At 73.9% G+C, this 18190-nt stretch carries 13 protein-coding genes, 1 tRNA gene and 1 pseudogene; 7 read left to right on the top strand and 8 right to left on the bottom strand.

Annotated elements, in window-relative coordinates:
• Positions 1 to 242: 242 nt before the first annotated feature.
• Complete coding sequence (locus tag OOK31_RS05940) at positions 243 to 1094, bottom strand: LysR family transcriptional regulator (RefSeq protein WP_267011255.1); 852 nt, start codon at positions 1092 to 1094, stop codon at positions 243 to 245.
• Positions 1095 to 1227: 133 nt separating this feature from the next.
• Here OOK31_RS05940 and OOK31_RS05935 point away from each other — a divergent pair, with 133 nt between their 5' ends.
• Complete coding sequence (locus OOK31_RS05935) at positions 1228 to 2316, top strand: bile acid:sodium symporter family protein (protein WP_267011254.1); 1089 nt, start codon at positions 1228 to 1230, stop codon at positions 2314 to 2316.
• A 9-nt stretch (positions 2317 to 2325) separates the two neighbouring features.
• Positions 2326 to 2760 (top strand): (2Fe-2S) ferredoxin domain-containing protein, encoded by a 435-nt coding sequence (locus OOK31_RS05930; protein ID WP_267011253.1) that lies wholly within the window; start codon positions 2326 to 2328, stop codon positions 2758 to 2760.
• 29 nt (positions 2761 to 2789) lie between these two features.
• Here the strand turns inward: OOK31_RS05930 and fdhD are convergent, their stop codons facing one another.
• Positions 2790 to 3632 (bottom strand): formate dehydrogenase accessory sulfurtransferase FdhD, encoded by an 843-nt coding sequence (gene fdhD, locus OOK31_RS05925; RefSeq protein ID WP_267011252.1) that lies wholly within the window; start codon positions 3630 to 3632, stop codon positions 2790 to 2792.
• Positions 3633 to 3850: 218 nt separating this feature from the next.
• Between fdhD and OOK31_RS05920 the strand changes: the two genes are divergently transcribed.
• From OOK31_RS05920 to OOK31_RS05910, 3 genes are all read left to right on the top strand, one after another.
• A complete protein-coding gene (locus OOK31_RS05920; protein ID WP_267011251.1) occupies positions 3851 to 4792 on the top strand; it encodes a beta-ketoacyl-ACP synthase III in 942 nt (313 codons plus the stop codon).
• A gap of 416 nt (positions 4793 to 5208) precedes the next feature.
• Positions 5209 to 5296 (top strand) — tRNA-Leu (locus OOK31_RS05915).
• Positions 5297 to 5425: 129 nt separating this feature from the next.
• Positions 5426 to 7093: a serine/threonine-protein kinase gene (locus OOK31_RS05910; protein WP_267011250.1), complete on the top strand. Its 1668-nt coding sequence runs from the start codon at positions 5426 to 5428 to the stop codon at positions 7091 to 7093.
• A 345-nt stretch (positions 7094 to 7438) separates the two neighbouring features.
• On the opposite strand, the pseudogene OOK31_RS05905 reads toward OOK31_RS05910, so the two are convergent.
• Positions 7439 to 8158: pseudogene (locus OOK31_RS05905) on the bottom strand (IclR family transcriptional regulator C-terminal domain-containing protein); the annotation flags it as partial.
• Between the two features lie 818 nt (positions 8159 to 8976).
• Positions 8977 to 9507, bottom strand: a complete 531-nt coding sequence (locus tag OOK31_RS05900; RefSeq protein ID WP_267011249.1) for a sigma-70 family RNA polymerase sigma factor — start codon at positions 9505 to 9507, stop codon at positions 8977 to 8979.
• 524 nt (positions 9508 to 10031) lie between these two features.
• Between OOK31_RS05900 and metG the strand changes: the two genes are divergently transcribed.
• On the top strand, positions 10032 to 11747 hold the full coding sequence (metG, locus tag OOK31_RS05895) for a methionine--tRNA ligase (protein ID WP_267011248.1): 1716 nt from the start codon (positions 10032 to 10034) through the stop codon (positions 11745 to 11747).
• 168 nt (positions 11748 to 11915) lie between these two features.
• Positions 11916 to 13115, top strand: coding sequence for a glycosyltransferase 87 family protein (locus tag OOK31_RS05890; RefSeq protein WP_267011247.1), 1200 nt, complete (start codon positions 11916 to 11918; stop codon positions 13113 to 13115).
• Here OOK31_RS05890 and OOK31_RS05885 read toward each other — a convergent pair.
• The 4 genes from OOK31_RS05885 to OOK31_RS05870 all read right to left on the bottom strand — a co-directional run bounded on the left by OOK31_RS05885 (position 13112) and on the right by OOK31_RS05870 (position 18092).
• Positions 13112 to 13894: a hypothetical protein gene (locus OOK31_RS05885; protein ID WP_267011246.1), complete on the bottom strand. Its 783-nt coding sequence runs from the start codon at positions 13892 to 13894 to the stop codon at positions 13112 to 13114. The genes OOK31_RS05890 and OOK31_RS05885 overlap by 4 nt on opposite strands.
• 33 nt (positions 13895 to 13927) lie before the next feature.
• Positions 13928 to 14590, bottom strand: a complete 663-nt coding sequence (locus OOK31_RS05880; protein ID WP_267011245.1) for a response regulator transcription factor — start codon at positions 14588 to 14590, stop codon at positions 13928 to 13930.
• The gene (locus tag OOK31_RS05875) at positions 14578 to 15825 is read right to left on the bottom strand and encodes a sensor histidine kinase (RefSeq protein ID WP_267011845.1); all 1248 of its coding nucleotides are present in this window, start codon (positions 15823 to 15825) and stop codon (positions 14578 to 14580) included. Before OOK31_RS05875 ends, OOK31_RS05880 begins: the two co-directional genes overlap by 13 nt.
• A gap of 74 nt (positions 15826 to 15899) precedes the next feature.
• A complete protein-coding gene (locus tag OOK31_RS05870) occupies positions 15900 to 18092 on the bottom strand; it encodes a DEAD/DEAH box helicase (protein ID WP_267011244.1) in 2193 nt (730 codons plus the stop codon).
• Positions 18093 to 18190 lie beyond the last annotated feature (98 nt).

Below are 18190 nucleotides of genomic sequence, written 5' to 3'. Positions count from 1 at the left end.
GCTCCTCTGCGTGCCGGGGGCCGCGACGCTACCCCACCGGCCCCGGCGCCCGGGACCGCTTCGGAAACCTCCACAAGATCCCTACGGCCCCGCTGCCCCGGCGGACCCGCTCCGCCGTCCGGACCACCTTCCGGAAGGTCGCCCGGACCCCGGACCGCCCGGCGCGGTCCGCACCGGCGACACCCCCTTCGAGGTCGTCCCCCGCCCCGCCGAGCCGAAGGGCCGGCCCGGCCCGGACGCCCTCACGCCGGCCGGCTCAGGCGGTCGCCGCCCGCCAGGACGGCGGCCGCCAGGGCCTCCGAGGCCGGGGTCGGCCGCCGGCCCTGGAGCAGCGCGAACTCCACCGGCCCCAGCTCCGGCAGCCCGCCCACGCGGACCAGCCCCGGCGGGATCAGCCCCCGCGTGTGCGCCATCACGCCCAGCCCGGCGCGGGCCGCCGCGATCAGTCCGCTGAGGCTGCCGCTCGTACAGGCGATCCGCCAGGCCCGCCCCTCCCGCTCCAGCACCTCCAGGGCCCGCGCCCGGGTGATCCCCGGAGGCGGGAACACGATCAGCGGGACCGGCCGCTCCGGATCCACCCGCAGCCCCTCCGCGCCGATCCACACCATCCGGTCCCGCCAGACCAGGCGGCCCCGTTCGTCGTCCGGCCCGCGCCGCTTGGCCAGCACCAGGTCGAGGCGTCCCGCGTCGAGCCGTTCGTGCAGGGTGCCCGAGAGCTCCACCGACAGCTCCAGGTCCACCTCGGGGTGCTCCTGGCGGAACCCCTCCAGGATCTCCGGCAGCCGGGTCAGTACGAAGTCCTCCGACGCCCCGAACCGCAGCCGCCCGCGCAGCCGGGTCCCGGCGAAGAAGGCCGCCGCCCGCTCGTGCGCCTCCAGAATGGTCCGCGCGAAGCCCAGCAGCGCCTCGCCGTCCTCCGTCAGGCCCACGCTGTGCGTGTCCCGCACGAACAGGGGCCGCCCCGTCGCCTCCTCCAGCCGCCGCACGTGCTGGCTGACCGTGGACTGCCGCACCCCCAGCCGGGCCGCGGCCTGGGTGAAGCTGAGCGTCTGGGCGACGGTGAGGAAGGTGCGCAGCTGGACCGGGTCGTACATGCGGCCATCGTAGGACGCGGTCATCGCGGTGCGCGATGACAGTCAGAGCGGTGTGCGGGTTTCCCGATGACCGCCGGGCCGCGACCATGGGCAGTGGACCCCCCAGCGCCGACAGCAAGTGAGCACCCCGCCCATGCGACGCCCGCACCTTCCCGCCTGGCTGCCCCTGGACCCGTACGTCCTGGCCCTGCTCGCCACCGTGGGCCTCGCCGCCCTGCTCCCCGCGCGCGGCACGGCCTCCACCCTCGCCGACGGAGCCTCCACCGCCGCCGTGGCCCTGCTCTTCTTCCTCTACGGAGCCCGGCTCTCCACCCGCGAGGCCCTCGACGGCCTGCGCCACTGGCGGCTCCACCTCACGGTGCTGGCCTGCACCTTCCTCCTCTTCCCGGTACTGGGCCTGGCCGCCCGCCTCCTGGTCCCCGCCCTCCTCACCCAGCCCCTCCACGACGGGCTGCTCTTCCTCTGCCTGGTCCCCTCGACCATCCAGTCCTCCATCGCCTTCACCTCGATCGCCCGGGGCAACGTCCCCGCCGCGATCTGCGCCGGCTCCTTCTCCAGCCTCGCCGGCATCCTCCTCACCCCGCTGCTCGCCGCGGGCCTGCTCGGCGGCGACGCCGGCGGCTTCTCCGCCGACTCCCTCCTGAAGATCTGCTTCCAGCTCCTGCTGCCGTTCCTCCTCGGCCAGTCCCTGCGCCGCTGGGTCGGCGGCTTCCTCGTCCGCCGCAAGAAGGTCCTCGGCTACGTCGACCGGGGCTCGATCCTGCTCGTCGTCTACGCCGCCTTCAGCGCGGGCATGGTCGCGGGCATCTGGCACCAGGTCAGCGTGCCGCGCCTGGGCGCCCTGATGCTGGTGGAGTCCGTACTCCTCACCGTCATGCTCCTCGGCACCTGGTACGGGGCGAAGCGCCTCGGATTCGGCCGGGCGGACCGGATCGCCATCCAGTTCGCGGGGTCCAAGAAGAGCCTGGCCGCCGGACTCCCCATGGCCAGCGTGCTGTTCGGACCGCAGGCCTCGCTCGCGGTCCTGCCGCTGATGCTGTTCCACCAGATGCAGCTGATGGTGTGCGCGGTCCTGGCCCGGCGCCGCGCCCGGGACCCGGAGGCGGTGGCGCAGGCGCGGGCGGAGCACCGGGCCACGACCCCGGCCGGGGCCGAACTCCCGGCTCCCGCCGTGACGGACGTCTCGCCGCCGGTCCAACACCCCGCCCCGCGGGGCCGGTAACGTGCGGCGGTGACCTGGATACGCCCGCTCGCCGCCCACGCCCCGCGCCCCTGCACCCTGGTGGTCTGCCGGGGCTGCTGCTGCGGCGACCCCCGCAAGAACCCCGGATCCGATCACGCCGGCCAGCTGGCCCGGCTGCGCGAGGCCGCCGCCTCCTCCGGGGGCCGGCTGGCCGTCCGTACGAGCGACTGCCTCGGGCCGTGCGCCCAGGCCAACGTCATCGTGGTGCAGCCCACCAGCGAGGCCCGCTCGCGCGGGGCCCGCGCGGTGTGGTTCGGCTGGGCCCTCGACGACACCGCGACCGACGAGATCATCGCCTGGGCGGAGTCCGGCGGCCCCGGCGCCACCCCGCTCCCGGCCACCCTCGACCTGCACCGCATCGACCCCCCTGAGCCGAAGGCCGCCGCAGGGAAGACGACGGGCTCCCGCCGCAGGAAGCGCTGAGCCGCCGGAGGGCCGGAGGGCCGGAGGGTCTATCCGGCCGCGCCGGGCAGGGCGATCCGCTCCTCGCCCGCGTAGATGTTCATGTCCGGCCCCCGCAGGAAGCCGACCAGCGTGAGCCCCGACTCCAGCGCCAGGTCCACCGCCAGCGAGGACGGCGCCGACACCGCCGCCAGCACGGGTATGCCCGCCATGACGGCCTTCTGCGCCAGCTCGAAGGAGGCCCGGCCCGACACCAGCAGCACCGCCCCGGCCAGCGGCAGCCGCCCGGCCTGCGCGGCCCGGCCGACGATCTTGTCCACGGCGTTGTGCCGCCCCACGTCCTCCCGTACGTCGAGCAGCTCGCCCTCCGCCGAGAACAGCCCGGCCGCGTGCAGCCCGCCCGTGCGGTCGAAGACCTTCTGCGCCGCCCGCAGCCGGTCCGGCAGCGCGGCGAGGAGCTCCGTGGAGACCCGTACCGGGTCGGCGGCGAGCCCCGGGAAACGGGACGCCGTACGGACCGCGTCCAGGCTGGCCTTGCCGCACAGGCCGCAGGAGGAGGTGGTGTAGACGTTGCGTTCGAGCGTGATGTCCGGCAGCGGCACTCCGGCGGCCAGCTGCACGTTGACGACGTTGTACGTGTTGCTGCCGTCCTCGGTCGCGCCCTCGCAGTAGGTCACGGCCTGCACGTCCGAGGCGCTCCCGATCACGCCCTCGCTGACGAGGAAGCCCACCGCCAGCGCGAAATCGTCACCCGGGGTGCGCATCGTGATGGCCAGCGGCTTGCCGTTCAGCCGGATCTCCAGCGGCTCCTCCGCGACCAGCGTGTCGGGGCGCACCCCGGTCGCCCCGCCCCGGACCCTGACGACGCGGCGCCGCTCGGTGACCCGTCCCATGGCGATCAGCCCACCCGTTCCGTTTGTGTCGCACACCTCGTCGTGCGCCTGACGGGGACATTGTCCCGGATCTGCGGCCGATCACGTCCCCGGCAGGAAGTTGCTCGGAATTCTCCAAATTCCGGTGCCGGAATCCTGTCGGGTCACACGCACACGTACCGGCCAGTAGCAGGCAAAGCTGGGTGATCCTGACTGCCGTACAGAGGGGGACCCCGCCCATGACCGGTTCACGCGTGGTGGCGCTAGGGCACTACCAGCCCGCGAAAGTGCTCACCAACGAGGACCTCGCGGCCATGGTCGACACCAACGACGAGTGGATCCGTTCCCGCGTCGGCATCAAAACCCGCCACATCGCGGGCCCTGAGGAGCCGGTCGACGAGCTGGCCTACCAGGCCGCCGGCAAGGCCCTCGCGAACGCCGGGCTGACCCCCGACGACATCGACCTCGTCCTGGTGGCCACCTCCACCGCCATCGACCGCTCTCCCAACATGGCCGCGCGCGTCGCCGCCAAGCTGGGCATGGGCGGCAACCCGGCCGTGATGGACATCAACGTCGTCTGCTCGGGCTTCACCCACGCCCTGGCCACCGCCGACCACGCGATCCGGGCCGGCGCCGCCACCCGCGCCCTGGTCATCGGCGCCGACAAGATGACCGAGATCACCGACTGGAGCGACCGCACCACCTGCGTCCTCACCGGCGACGGGGCGGGCGCGGCGGTCGTCGAGGCCTGCGCGGACCCCGGCATCGGCCCGGTCCTGTGGGGCTCGGTGCCGGAGATGGGCCACGCGGTGCGCATCGAGGGCTCGCCCCCGGTCTTCGCGCAGGAGGGCCAGTCCGTCTACCGCTGGACCACCAGCCAGCTCCCGCCGCTCGCCCGCAAGGTCTGCGAGAAGGCCGGGATCACCCCCGAGGACCTGGCCGGGGTCGTCCTGCACCAGGCCAACCTGCGGATCATCGAGCCGCTCGCCGCCAAGATCGGCGCGGTGAACGCCGTCGTCGCCCGAGACGTCGTCGACTCCGGCAACACTTCGGCGGCCAGCATCCCGATGGCCCTCTCGAAGCTGGTCCAGCGCGGCGAGATCCCCTCCGGCGCCCCGGTCCTGCTCTTCGGCTTCGGCGGCAACCTCTCCTACGCCGGCCAGGTCATCCGCTGCCCCTAGGGCCTGTCGTCAAACTCCCGTCGTCGCCCGGAGGGCGGCCCCGCGGCGTCTGGTGCGTGCTCTCGGCGTGCCGGGCGGAAGCCCGCGTACTGGACGTACTCGGGCTTTCGCCCGGTGCGGCGAGAGCGCGTGCCAGGCGTCGCGGGGCAGACGGGAGTTTGACGACAGGCCCGAGGCCCCCGGCCGCCGCCCGCACCCCGAGGCCCACCCCGACACGACGTCGGGGTGGGCCTCGGGCGTTCGCGCAACCAGCGGGCCCGGCTCACGAGACAATGCGTCTCGCGAGGGGGCGCCGGGCATGCCCGCAGGTCAGCGCGGCGTGGCGGACGGCGGCCGCTCGGATATGTGGTCGGAGCCCCGCCGATCCTTTGCTATTGTTGTCCATGTCGCCGCGGGAAACCGGGGCCGACCACCTGGTCCGGGTGGCGGAATGGCAGACGCGCTAGCTTGAGGTGCTAGTGCCCTTTATCGGGCGTGGGGGTTCAAGTCCCCCCTCGGACACCACACAAGAGAACCCCACTTCGGTGGGGTTCTTTTGCGTTCCGGGGCGCGGAGGGGTGCGCCGTGCCGAAGGAGCGGAAGACGGATCCATCGGTGCGGCATCATGGGCCTGACCGGGTCGAGGGGGGCAATGTGTCGCAGGACGCACCGCGCAACAGCATCGTGATCGCCGGGCGTTACCGCCTGGAGGAGAAGCTGGGCCGGGGCGGCATGGGGACCGTCTGGCGGGCGTACGACGAACTCCTCGGCCGGGCGGTCGCCGTCAAGGAACTCCACCTCGGCGACGGGAAGGAAGCCACGGGCGCCCTGCGCGAGGCACGCACCGTCGCACAGATCAAGCATCCGCACGTCGTGGTCGTGCACGACGTCGTCGAGCACGACGAACGCCCCTACATCGTCATGGAGCTCGTCGAGGGCGGCTCGCTCGCCGACCGCCTCACCACCGACGGGCCGCTGGACGCCGGAGAGACCGCCCGGATCGGGCTCGCCCTGCTCGGCGCACTGAGCGCGGCACACCACCGCGGAGTGCTCCACCGGGACGTCAAACCCGCCAACGTCCTCATGGAAGCCGGCACCGGACGCGTCGTGCTCACCGACTTCGGCATCGCCCGCCTCGCCGGTTCCACCACCATCAGCGAGACCGGCGCGTTCGTCGGTTCACCCGAGTACACCTCCCCCGAGCGGATGCAGGGCGCCTCGGCCGGCCCCGAATCCGACCTGTGGTCCCTCGGCGCGCTGCTGTGCGCCGCGCTCACCGGCGAATCGCCCTTCCACCGGGATTCGCTCGGCGGGGTCCTGCACGCCGTCGTCTACGACGAGATCCGCCCGCCCGCGCAGGCCGGGCCGCTGATCCCGGTGATCCGGGGCCTGCTGGAGCGCGACCCCGCCCGCCGCCTGTCCGTGGCGGAGGCCCAGCGGCCGCTGTCCGCGTACGTGACCACCGGCAGCCTCCCCAGCCTCCCCCTGCCCGGCCGGGCCCCCGGCCCGGAACGGCCGGCCGCCGCCGCCACCGCCCCGGCCGGGTACTCGCCGACCGAACGCGTCACGGAGCCCGCCGCCCCCGGCCGGGCATCGAAGCCCCGCCCGGGCCTGCGCGTCGGACTGGTCGCCGCGCTCGTCGTGGTGGCCGTCAGCGGCGCCGTCGCCGTGACCTCCCTGCTCGGCAACGACACCACCGGCCAGGCCCAGGGGCCGGTCCCCGGCGCTCCCGCAGCCTCCCCCTCCCCGGCCGCGGACCCCTCCGCCGCACGGCCCTCGGCTCCGGCGGCCCCCGCGACGGCCACGGCGACCGCCACCGTGACGGCGGTCGCACCCGCCCCGGCCCCCGCTCCCGTACAGCCCGCGTCGGCCAAACCCGCGCCCGCCGGCTACCGCGTCGTGACCGACCAGCAGGGCTTCGCCCTCGCCGTGCCCAACGGCTTCCAGCGCAGCACCGACGCCCAGCGCGTCTTCTACGTCTCCCCGGACGGCGCGATCCGCATCGGCATCAAGGTGACCCCGGCGACGCCCGGCGGAGCACTCGGCGCGATGCGCGTGTCCGACACGAACGGCCCCGACAACAACCCCGGCTACCGCGACAACACGGTCGTCCCGACCACGCACAACGGACTGCCCGCCGCCCTCTGGGAGTTCACCTGGAACGGCTTCACCGCCGCCGAAGGACCCCGGCACACCTACGACCTCGGCTGGGACGAGAACGGCCGCATGTACGACGTCTGGGTGTCCGCCCCCGTCGGCCGCCTCGCCCAGGCCAGGAGCCACTTCGACGCCGCCCTGGACTCCTTCGTCCCGGCGGGCTGACACCCCGCCGCGGGCGGGGCCGCCTCAGGTGCCCAGGACCACCAGGCCGTCCGGCGTCCGGAGACCGCCCGGAGCCAGCGGGGACAAGGTCTGGGGGAGGGACAGCCGGGGCTGGCCGCCCTCCTGGAGGGCTTCGGCGTCGAACAGGTACGCCGCCCCCGACGCCGGATCGCTCACCAGGTGGGGGCCCGTGGCGTCCGCCGTGACGCGGGTCAGGGGGGTGCGGAAGAGGCGGCCCAGGTGGCGGAGGGTTTCCGGGGTCATGCGGGTGGGGGGCTCCGGGAGGGGAGCCGCGGCCGGGGCCGGAGCGGCGGTGGCGGGGGCGTCCGGGGGGATCGCGCCCGACAGGAGCAGGGCCAGCAGCACCGGTACGGCCTTGCGGCGCAGGGCCTCCGTCGCGGAGCGCAGCCGGTGGGCATGGGTCGCCGGCAGGGACAGCGCGAGGCTGCCCGCGGCGCCGCCGATGGAGATGGGCACCGCCGAGCAGACGACCCCGGGGGAGTACTCGCGCAGGTCGAAGACCGGGGCCCCGGGCGCCACCGCGTCCAGGGCGCTGAACAGGACCCGGCTGTCGGTGATGGTCTGCGGGGTGAGCCGGGCCGGGCGGTGCCGGGCCACGTGGTCGGCCCGGCGGTCGTGGTCGAGCTGGGTCAGCAGGCACTTGCCGACCGCGCTGGCGTGCGCGGCCGCCCGGAAGTCCACCCACTCCCGCACCGGCGGAGCCCCGGGACTGTCCGCCATCTGCGTGATCCGGACCTCGCCGTCCGCGTACCGGCTGAGGTACACGGCGGCGCCCGCGCTGTCGCGCGCCAGGGCCAGGGTCCGCTGGAGCTGCTCCGCGAGGCCCGCTCCGCCGGGGGCCGCGAGCCGGTCCAGGGCCGGGCCGCGCGCGTACACCCCCGCGCCCGGCCGGTACGCGTACTCCTCCTCGCACAGCATGGTCAGCAGCGGGCGCAGCGCCGCCTCGGTGAGGCCCGACCGGCGCGCGAGCTGGGCGGCCCGGACCCCGAGGGGGTGCCGCTCCAGGACCCGTACGACGGCCAGTGCGCGCCGCGCCTCCGCCAGGGCCTCGCTCGTGTCGGCCTGGCGGACCGTCCCCCGCGCGGCCGACGTCAGCGCGGGGTGACGCAGCGGGCCCGTGCCGGGGCGGGGCCGCGGTGCGGGCAGCGGGGGCGGCGGCAGGAACGCGGCCAGCACCCCGGGCAGCCCCGGCTTCGGCAGCGGTACCGGGCCCAGGTCGGGGTCGTCGAGCTGGTCGACGTACCGCAGGACGGCCGCCTGGGCGCACAGCCGTACCTCGCGCAGCTCGCGGCGGCCGCTCGGCCTGAAGCCGCGGCGGCCCAGCTCGCGCGCCCACACCCGGGCGTCGTGGTGCTCGCCGCGCCGGGAGTGGTCGAGGAAGAGGCAGTACGCGGCCGGTGCGGTGCGCGGGACCCCCGAGCCGGCGGCGAACTGCCACCAGAAGCGGGAGCCCTCGCGCAGCCCCGACAGGTGCAGGAGGCAGCCGAAGACGACCGCCCCGGGCGGGTCGGCGTGTCCGCCGCGCAGGAAGCGGTCGAGGTCGTGCTCGGCGCGCGGGTCGCCGACCACGGCGAGGCAGGCCGCCTTCAGGTCGCGCCGGGCCCGTTCGGAGTCGAGCGGACAGTCCCGGGCGGGGTCGCTCCAGCCGAAGGGCCGGCGCCGGTTGCGGGCGGTGGCGGTGGTGGTGACGGCGGGGACGGGCACCGGCAGGCCCGGTGCGCGGGGGACGCGCAGCAGTCTGGCCTCGGCCGCGCCGAGGTCGTAGTGCCGGTAGCGGTCGCGGACGACGGCCCGTTCCAGGAACTCGGCGAGCGGGCGCGCGGCCCGGTCGTGGCCGCCCTGGTCGTGGTCCTCCCGGCGCCTCATGATTCGGCGGACGCGTCGAGCAGCCGGGCGAGGCGGCGGTGGGCCTGGCCGAGCTGGGAACGGACGGTGGCCTCGTCGACGCCCATCACGGCGGCGGCCTCTCCGGGAGTGCACTGGAGCCCGTAGCGCAGCATCACGGTGTCCCGCTGGCGTTCGGCGAGCCGGGAGACGGCCGAGTAGAAGCGGATCGTGTCGGTGAGGACCTCGTACTGGTCGGCGTGGGCCTCCTTCAGCGCGGCTTCGAAGGCGCTGATGTCCATCGGTTCGGGCTGCTGCAGGCGCGGGTCGCGGCGCTGCTGCCAGTCGACGATCCGCTGCTTGAGCACGGTCCAGGCGTAGGCGTCGAGACGGTCCATGTGCAGCATGCGGAGCCACTCGTTCATGATCGAGTCGAAGGTGGCGTCCACCGCGTCCTCGGCGGCCGCGTCGGAGCCCAGCTGAAGGTACGCGAAGCGCATGTACGCGGGGCGCCGGTTGGCGTGGAACGCCCAGTACGACAGGCGCGCGGTCGGATCCCACTGACTCATGGGCGTCGGCTGCCGCCTCCGGCTGGGCAGCCCCACGGCCCCGCCGGACTCCTCCGGTCCGCCATCGTTCACCGTTCCCCACCTCATCCCCTGTGCGGGCCCATCAGACCAGCGCGGGCGCACTTTGAGGGCGCGGAGGACAAAGCTGGAGCAATGAGGTCGGTGGTGATCGTGTCGTGATCGATTCCGACCGCGCGGGGCGGCAGGCGGTACGTACGCATATGCCGGGCCGGGGGGCCGCCGCGATGCAAACGGTCGGGGGGCGGGGGAGGACGCGACTGAGACGACCGCCACCACCGCCACCGCCCGGTCCGTGACCCGGACGCCGGTCGGGCCCCCGTCCCACCGCCTGTAGCATGGGCCCATCGCGAGGGCCGTGACGCAGAGGTCACCACCCTCGCTTTTGCGTTACGTCCACCCCGAACAAATGCGGCGCCCGCCCTGACGCCGGTTCGATACGATGAACCGGATCACAATCCGTCACGGCACGTTGTCACCGCATAAATGAAATGGAGCATCCGAGGATGGCTCGACACCTGATCACCAGCGCGCTTCCCTACATCAACGGGATCAAGCACCTGGGCAACATGGTCGGGTCGATGCTTCCGGCGGATGTGTACTCCCGGTACCTCCGCCTGCGCGGCCACGACGTCCTCTACATCTGCGCCACCGACGAGCACGGCACGCCCGCCGAACTCGCCGCCAAGGAAGCCGGGATCTCGGTCGCCGACTTCTGCGCGCAGGCGCACGACGCCCAGAAGGCGGTCTACGACGGCTTCGAGCTGTCCTTCGACTACTTCGGCCGCAGTTCCTCCGCGCAGAACGCCGAGATCACCCAGCACTTCGCGCGCAAGCTCCAGGAGAACGGCTTCATCGAGGAGCGCGCGATCCGGCAGGTGTACTCGCCCGCCGACGGCCGCTTCCTCCCGGACCGCTACGTCGAGGGCACCTGCCCGCACTGCGGCTACGACAAGGCCCGCGGCGACCAGTGCGAGAACTGCACCCGCGTCCTGGACCCCACGGACCTGATCGAGCCCCGCTCGGCCATCTCCGGCTCCACCGAGCTGGAGGTCCGCGAGACCAAGCACCTCTTCCTCCTCCAGTCCAAGCTCCAGCACGAGGTCGAGGCCTGGGTCTCCGAACACGAGGAGGAGTGGCCGCAGCTGGCGTCCTCCATCGCCCGCAAGTGGCTGACCGAGGGCCTGCACGACCGCGCCATCACCCGTGACCTCGACTGGGGCGTCCCCGTACCCGCCGACACCTGGCCCGAGCTGGCCGCCGACGGCAAGGTCTTCTACGTCTGGTTCGACGCCCCGATCGAGTACATCGCCTCGACCAAGGAGTGGGCGGACGCCGACCCGGCGAACCGCGACTGGAAGTCCTGGTGGTACGAGGCCGAGGACGTCCGCTACACGCAGTTCATGGCCAAGGACAACGTCCCGTTCCACACGGTGATGTTCCCGGCCACCGAGCTCGGCACCCGCGAGCCCTGGAAGAAGGTCGACTACGTCAAGGCCTTCAACTGGCTGACGTACTACGGCGGCAAGTTCTCCACCTCGCAGAAGCGCGGCGTCTTCACCGACCAGGCCCTCGACATCCTCCCGGCCGACTACTGGCGCTACTTCCTCATCGCGAACGCGCCCGAGTCCGACGACTCGTCCTTCACGTGGGAGCACTTCTCCGCCACGGTCAACAAGGACCTCGGCGGCACCCTCGGCAACTTCGTCAACCGCGTACTGACCTTCTCCCGCAAGAAGTTCGGCGACGAGGTCCCCGCCGGCAGCCCCGCCGGCGAGGTCGAGGCCAAGCTGGGCGAGCAGATCGCCGAGCTGCTCGCCGAGTACGAGGGCCACATGGAGGCCCTCCAGTACCGCAAGGCCGCCGCCGCGCTGCGCGCCCTGTGGTCCGCCGGAAACGCCTACCTCGACGAGAAGGCCCCCTGGCTGGAGGTCAAGACCGACCTGGAGGGCGCGGCGCTCACCCTGCGCACCGCGATGAACCTCATCCACCTCTACTCGGTGGTCTCCGAGCCGTTCATCCCGGCCTCGGCGCGCACCATGCGCTCCGCGTTCGCCCTCGCCGACGACACCACGGCGTGGATCAGCCCGGAGCAGGCGAAGGCGCTGGACGCCGTCCCGGCCGGGACCCCGTTCACCGTCCCGCCGGTGCTCTTCGCGAAGATCACCGAGGAGGACCTGGAGTCCTACCGCGAGCGCTTCGGCGGCAACCCGGAGGCCTGAGGCCTGAGGCCCCTGGACCCCGCCACCGAAGGGGCGTGACCCACCCGGGTCGCGCCCCTTCGGCGTGCCCGGGCGGTCGCCGCCCGGCCCCGGGGTAGGGAAAACCCCACCACGAAGGCTCCACCTGGGCGTGCAGACCCGGGCGGGCCGCGCGGCTGGAATGGGTCCATGACCCCTTCCCCCGCCGCCCGGTGGACCGCCGGCTGGCTGCTCGCGGCCGTCTGGGCCCTCTCCTTCCCGCTGTTCTCCTCCCTGGGCCCGCACCGCCTGTGGGGCTGGTGCGCGGCCGCCGGGTACCTCGCCGCCGCCGCGGCCACCGCCCTCGGCCACCGCCGCGCGGCACTCGGCGCGGCCCTGCTGGGCGCCGTCGCCCTGCCCCTCCTGTACCTGGTCCTGACCGGGCAGGGGCAGTCCGAGGTCGGCGTGATCGAACGTTCCGGGCGGCTCCTCCTCGACTCCGGACGCCTCTACGTCGACCAGCCGGCCGGAGTCGAGGAGTACACCCCCTACCTCCCCGGCATGGCCCTCCTCGGCCTCCCGCGCGCCCTGCTCGACGGCGCCTTCGGCCCGGGCGGAGGGTGGGCGGTGCGCCTGCTGGGCGACGCCCGCATCTGGTGCGCGGCCGCCCTGTTCGCCGCGACCTGGGCCGGCCGGCGCATGCTGGGCGCCGCCCCCTCACCGCTGCTCCCGGTGCTGGTGGCTTCGCCGGTGGTGGCGCTTCCGCTGGCGGTGAGCGGGGTGGACCTGCCGCTGGCGGGCCTGTGCTGCCTGGCGCTCGCGGCCGCGGTGTCGGGCCGCCCGGCGGTGGCGGGGGCGGCCCTCGCGGCAGCCTGCGCACTCAAGTGGACCGCCCTGCCCGCGGTGGCGGTGGCCGTCGCCGTCCTCGCGGCCGGGCGGGGTGCGCGGGCGGCGGTGCGGTGCGCCGGGGTGACGGCGCTGGGGACGGCCGCGCTGGTGCTGCCGGGCGCGCTGCTCCAGCCGGCGGAGCTGTGGCGGCAGGTGTTCGCCTTCCCGACGGGGCGGGCGGCGGTGGCGACCCCGGCGAGCAGCCCCCTGCCGGGGCACCTGCTGAGCGGACTCGGGTCATGGGGCTGGTACCTGACGGTGGCGCTGCTGGTGCTGGGCGGCCTGGGGGTCGGGATCTCCCTGCTGGTGCGTCCGCCCCGCACCGTGGTGGCCGCCGCCGACCGGCTGGCGCTCGGCCTGACCCTGGCGTTCCTGCTGGCCCCGGCGGGCCGCTTCGGCTACCTGGCGCTGCCGCTCCTGCTGGTGGTCTGGGCGCGCTCCACGACCCCCGGCCCCGCTGCTTCCCGCATCGTGGCCCGCTCCCGGCCCCACCGCCGCCGGGCGGGGTCCCGTACGTCCTAGGGCCTGTCGTCAAACTCCCGTCGTCGCCCGGAGGGCGCCCCCGCGGCGTCCCATGCCTGCGGAGCGTGGCGGTGGTTGGTGTGGCCCGCCGTGAGGACCGTGCGCAGGGGTGCGAGGTGTTCGGTGTCAGGCGGGAGGTCGAGCCGGTCGAGGAGGGCGAGTGCGGGGGCCGGCTCCAGATCGCCGTAGACGTCGTGGTAGCCCGTCAGCAGGCCCCTGAAGAGCGCCGGGTGCAGCTCCGGGACGCGGACGGCGGTGGCGAACGCCTCGGCCTTCGCCGCCCACGGCACCGGCCCCGAGCAGGCGAGGACCCGCCGGGCCCGGCGCAGCGGGCCGGGCGGGGTAGCGTGGAGGAGCAGGCCGATGTCGTTGCCGAGGACCTCCGCGAAGGCCGTCGCGGAGGTCCTGCGGTCCTCGAACCAGTCGACCCACAGCGAGTACTCCACCGGCTCCGCGTTCCGCTCCGCCTCCAGCCTGCGGCGGAAGCCCTCCCACAGGGGTTCGGCCGGCGGCGGGGTGTCCTTGCCGTGGTAGGCGAAGCCGATCTCGCAGGTCACCCAGTAGTCGTCGAGCAGGTCCAGCATCCCGAACGCCAGCCGCACCTGCCCGGCGCGGTCCAGGTCCTCGTCGGTGAACACCACGCCCGCCCAGTAGTGCGCGACGTCGTTGGCCGTCATGATCCGGTCCGGTTCGTCGGCGTCCACCCAGCCGTCCCCGGTCTGCCGCACCCCGCACTCGGCCAGCCACCGCCGGGCCTCCTCGGCCCCTTCCATGTCCATGCCGACAGTATGACGAACCGGCGGACCCTGCCCTCAGGGCGTCCGGTCCTGGCCGCGCAGGTGGGCCAGGACCGCCAGGACGCGCCGGTTGCCTTCGGTCGGATCCAGGTCCAGCTTCGTGAAGATGCTGCTCGCGTGCTTGACGACGGAGGCCTCGGTGATGAACAGCCGTGCCGCCAGCGCCTGGTTGTTGAGCCCCTCGGCCATCAGCGCGAGCACCTCGCGCTCGCGCGGGGTCAGGCGGGCCAGGGGCTGGTTCGCCGTGCGCGGGCCGAGCAGGACGCGGACGACCTCGGGATCGATGACGGTCCGGCCCCGGTGGACCCGGTCGAGGGCGTCGAGGAACTCCGTCACCTCACCGACCCGGTCCTTGAGCAGGTAGCCCAGGCCGGCCGCCGAAGCCCCCGTGAACAGCTGGGTGGCGTAGGCCGTGGCCACGTACTGGGAGAGCACCAGCACCGGCAAGGACGGGTCGTGGGAACGCAGTTCGAGTGCGGCCCGCAGTCCCTCGTCGCGCAGTCCGGGCGGCATGCGGACGTCGGTGACCACGATGTCCGGACGCTCGTCCGCCACCGCGCGCAGCAGCGACGGAGCGTCGCCCACCGCCGCCAGCACCCGGTGCCCGCCGAGGGTCAGCAGCTCCGACAGGCCCGCCCGCAGCAGGACGGAGTCCTCGGCGAGGATCACCCGGAGCACGGGACCTCCACCCGGAGTTCGGTGGGACCGCCCACCGGACTGGACACGATCAGCCTGCCCTGCAACATCGCCACCCTGTCCGCGAGCCCCGCCAGACCCGCTCCCGCGCCGGGATCGGCCCCGCCGCGGCCGTCGTCGGTGATGGTGAGAGCGAGCCGGCCGCCCTCGACCCTACCGGCGACCGCGACCCGTGAGGCGCCGCTGTGCTTGGCGGCGTTCGCCAGCGCCTCCGTGACGGTGAAGTAGGCGGTGACCTCGACCGGTTCGGGCAGCCGGGGCACATCGAGGTCCACCTCGACCGGCACGGGATGGCGCAGCGCCACCTCCGCCACGGCCGCCGCGAGCCCGTGGTCGGTCAGCACCTGCGGGTGGATCCCCCGTACGAGATCCCGCAGTTGCTCCAGCGCCCGCCGCGCCTCCGCACGACCCCGGCCCACCAGCGCGGCCGCCTCCCCGGCCTCCGGGACCGCCCGCAGCCGCATCTCCGCCAGGCCCAGGGTCATGTTGAGGGCCACCAGCTGCTGCTGCGCCCCGTCGTGCAGGTCCCGCTCGATGCGCCGCCGTTCCGCCTCGAAGGCGTCCACGAGCCGCACTCGTGAGCGGGTCAGTTCCAGGACCCGGTCGTCCTCCTCGCGCGGACCGAGGAGCAGCCGGGCGGTCTTGACCTGGGCCCCGGCGAGCAGCGCGCCCGCGTACGCCGCCAGGAGCAGCCCCGCCAGCCCGACGGCGGTCCCGCCCAGCGCCTCCAGCGGCCCCGCCACCGCCTCGCCGGGCATCAGCATCACCGGCTCGGGAGCCAGCGCCCACACGATGACCGGGGCCGCGACGAGCATCAGCGAGAAGGCCAGCAGGGCGAGCACCCCGAAGCCGGCCGCCCCGAACACCACCCCGAGCAGGGCCGCGTACCCGAGCTCCCGCCAGGTGGCCCGCTCCCGCAGCCGTGTACGCAGCCAGGCGGCCGCCCCGGCCCCGGCGAGGGAGGTGTGCGGATCGGCGACCGGAACCGGCTCGACCCACCGCAGCCGCCGCCGCTCCAGCTCCCCGAGCGGCACGGCCCCGGCCACGGCGCCGATCAGCAGCAGCAGCCCGATCCCGGCGACGGCCAGCACCACCCCGAGCCCGACCAGCCCCACCAGCCCCACGAGCACCGCGTACCCGAGCGGAAACCCACTCCCGAGATACGCCCAGCACCGCCAGGGCCACCACGACCCCAAGAACCTCACGGGCCGCCGCATGGCCCGCCACACCGCGACGGGCGGCTCGACGGCCGGCACGGCAGGTGCGAGCGTCCTCGCGGCCACCCGCGCCACTACCCGGTCACCAACGCATCGTGGACCACCGGGGCGAGCAGGGGTGAGACCGCCCCGTGCCAGGAGACGGCGAGCGCGTCACGGGCCCGCGTGCACGCGACGAACAGGAGGCAGTGCTCCGCGGTCAGATCGGCCTGGTGCTGCAACGGATCCACCTGCACCGGGGTCACCTGGGGCGGGAACGGCAGCACGCCTTCGCTGACCCCCACGACCGCCACGCAGCGGAATTCGAGCCCCTTCATCGCGTGCATCGTGGCCACCCGCACCCCGCTCACCGCGGGCCCCGTCGAGTCCTTCACGGCGACCGCGGGTATCCCGCTGCGCCGCAACCTTGCCAGCACCGCATCGACGAGGGTGTTGAAGCGGGCGCAGACCGCGATGTCGGAGGGGGCGACGCCGTCCTCGTCGATCCAGGAACGCACCTGCTCCACCAGAGCCGTCAGTTCTTCGTCCTGGCTGTGCCGACCGCGCACCGAGGGCGTACGGCCGTGGAGTTCGGACCGGTAGCCGGCGAGGCTGTCGGCCGCGTCGGTGTCGTCGTCCTCGCCGAGGCGTCCGATACGGCGGCCGTCCAGCAGGGCCGCCGCCCACACCAGAATCTCCTCCGTACTGCGGTAGTTGAGCCGAAGACGTGTCGATCGCCCGGTGACGTGCACGCCCAGCGAGCGGAGCGAGACCCGGGAGTCGTAGATGCGCTGGTGCGGATCCCCGACGATGAAGAGATCGTCCGCTCCCGTGGCGACGCTCGCCCGCAACACCCGCCACTGGGTGGGGTGCAGGTCCTGTGCCTCGTCGACGACGACGTGCGCGTACCGAGGGCCGGCGGAGGCGAGGAGCGCTGCCGCGTCGGCGCACAGCTGCGGGTAGGTGGCGGTGTCGCGCGAGGCGACGAGCGCTGTGAACTGCGTGATGGCCCGCCACAGTTGCTCACGCTGGACCGGTCCGACAGGGGTACCGCGGCCCTTGCGCAGGACCTTCTGGTACTCCTCCGCGCTGCGCACGTCCTGCGCCAGGACGACATGCCGGAACTCCTGCGAGAGGAACTGCTCCGACCAGGGGAGTTCGAGGCGCTTGCGGACGGTGGCCCACGCACTGCGCTCGGCTGCCGCCCCGAGCGGCCTCGGCACGCGTCCCCGCGCCTCACGGATGATCCGTGCGGCCAGCGAATCGACGGTGGTCACGTCGACCCGGTCCAACAGCGCGCTGTCCGCGTCGCCCAGGAGCAGGGCGAGGTTCTGCCGGAGCGTGTCGGCCATGGCGTTGGTGTAAGTGGTCAGCAGGATCCGACCGTCGGCCTCCCGGCCCCCGACGCGGAGCAGATGTCTCACCCGGTGCAGCGCGACGACCGTCTTTCCCGTTCCGGGACCGCCGGTGACCTGGGCAGGCCCGGAGTAGCTCGGAACGTAGGCCATACGACGCTGGGCCGGGTGGAGGAACACCCTCCAGCGGGCGAAGTCGTCGGCCAGTACGCGGTCCAGCTCGTGCGGCCCGGACACGTCGACGATGCGGTGCGGAGTGCTGCGGATCGCCTCGGCCAGGTCGGCCGGCTGCCATGACGTGCCTTCCGCCGAACGGGGACGGCGGGACGTGATCAGCTGCTCCCAGACGTCCTTGGGGCTGAACCCCTCGGCGAGGTGGTCGAGTACCTCGTGCTGGTCCGCGGGCATCAGGGGCGGGGCCACCAGCTTGAGGTCGTGGCGATCGACGCAGAGCCGGGCCAGGCGCAGGGTCTGCTCGTCGATGCCCAGGTCGCGCAGCACGGTGTCCGAATGGGCGGCGAAGAGCCGGGTCGGCGCCGCCTGGGCCTTGTCCTCGAAGAACGGCTGCATGTCCTCCAGGGCCGCGACGTTGCGCACTTCCAGCGCGCCGGTCGCCGAGTTCACCGAGTACGCCCGCTTGCGCGCCCAGGCGATCGCGTCGTCGTGGTGGGCGACGCGCACCAGCAGGAAGGTGTCGCTGCCGTCGTCAGGGGCGAGGACCACGCCACGGTGGGCCCTGGTGATGCGGATGGTCCTGATCCGCCGGTCACGCGGATGCTGGAGCTGCTCCAGGTGCAGCCCCTTGCCCGCGTGCAACTGGTCCACGGTCAGCTGCTGGAACATCCGTACGGCGTCGCGGACCGCGGAGCGGACGTGCTTCTCCAGACCGTCGTACTCGTCGAAGAACTCCTCGGAGATGGCGAGCCGGGGCATGGGTCTCCTCGTCCTGGGCTGTGTGCTGCGGGCCGGGTACAAGCCTACGGACCCTCCGCACCCGGTCTGAGCAGTGCGGTGGCGAGCTCCGCGTCCGG

It is taken from the genome of Streptomyces sp. NBC_00249, from assembly GCF_026342355.1.
Lineage (GTDB): Bacteria > Actinomycetota > Actinomycetes > Streptomycetales > Streptomycetaceae > Streptomyces.
The sequence above is the reverse complement of the archived record's forward strand: the minus strand, read 5'-3'. Positions and strand labels throughout refer to the sequence as shown.

What these genes read in the sequence shown, in the direction of transcription:
- fdhD (WP_267011252.1), bottom strand. Translation starts at nt 3,632, where the DNA reads ATGGGACGGGTCACCGAGCGGCGCCGCGTCGTCAGGGTCCGGGGCGGG.
- OOK31_RS05890 (WP_267011247.1), top strand. Translation starts at nt 11,916, where the DNA reads ATGACCCCTTCCCCCGCCGCCCGGTGGACCGCCGGCTGGCTGCTCGCG.
- OOK31_RS05940 (WP_267011255.1), bottom strand. Translation starts at nt 1,094, where the DNA reads ATGTACGACCCGGTCCAGCTGCGCACCTTCCTCACCGTCGCCCAGACG.
- OOK31_RS05875 (WP_267011845.1), bottom strand. Translation starts at nt 15,825, where the DNA reads ATGCGGCGGCCCGTGAGGTTCTTGGGGTCGTGGTGGCCCTGGCGGTGC.
- OOK31_RS05900 (WP_267011249.1), bottom strand. Translation starts at nt 9,507, where the DNA reads ATGAGTCAGTGGGATCCGACCGCGCGCCTGTCGTACTGGGCGTTCCAC.
- OOK31_RS05935 (WP_267011254.1), top strand. Translation starts at nt 1,228, where the DNA reads ATGCGACGCCCGCACCTTCCCGCCTGGCTGCCCCTGGACCCGTACGTC.
- metG (WP_267011248.1), top strand. Translation starts at nt 10,032, where the DNA reads ATGGCTCGACACCTGATCACCAGCGCGCTTCCCTACATCAACGGGATC.
- OOK31_RS05885 (WP_267011246.1), bottom strand. Translation starts at nt 13,894, where the DNA reads ATGGACATGGAAGGGGCCGAGGAGGCCCGGCGGTGGCTGGCCGAGTGC.
- OOK31_RS05920 (WP_267011251.1), top strand. Translation starts at nt 3,851, where the DNA reads ATGACCGGTTCACGCGTGGTGGCGCTAGGGCACTACCAGCCCGCGAAA.
- OOK31_RS05870 (WP_267011244.1), bottom strand. Translation starts at nt 18,092, where the DNA reads ATGCCCCGGCTCGCCATCTCCGAGGAGTTCTTCGACGAGTACGACGGT.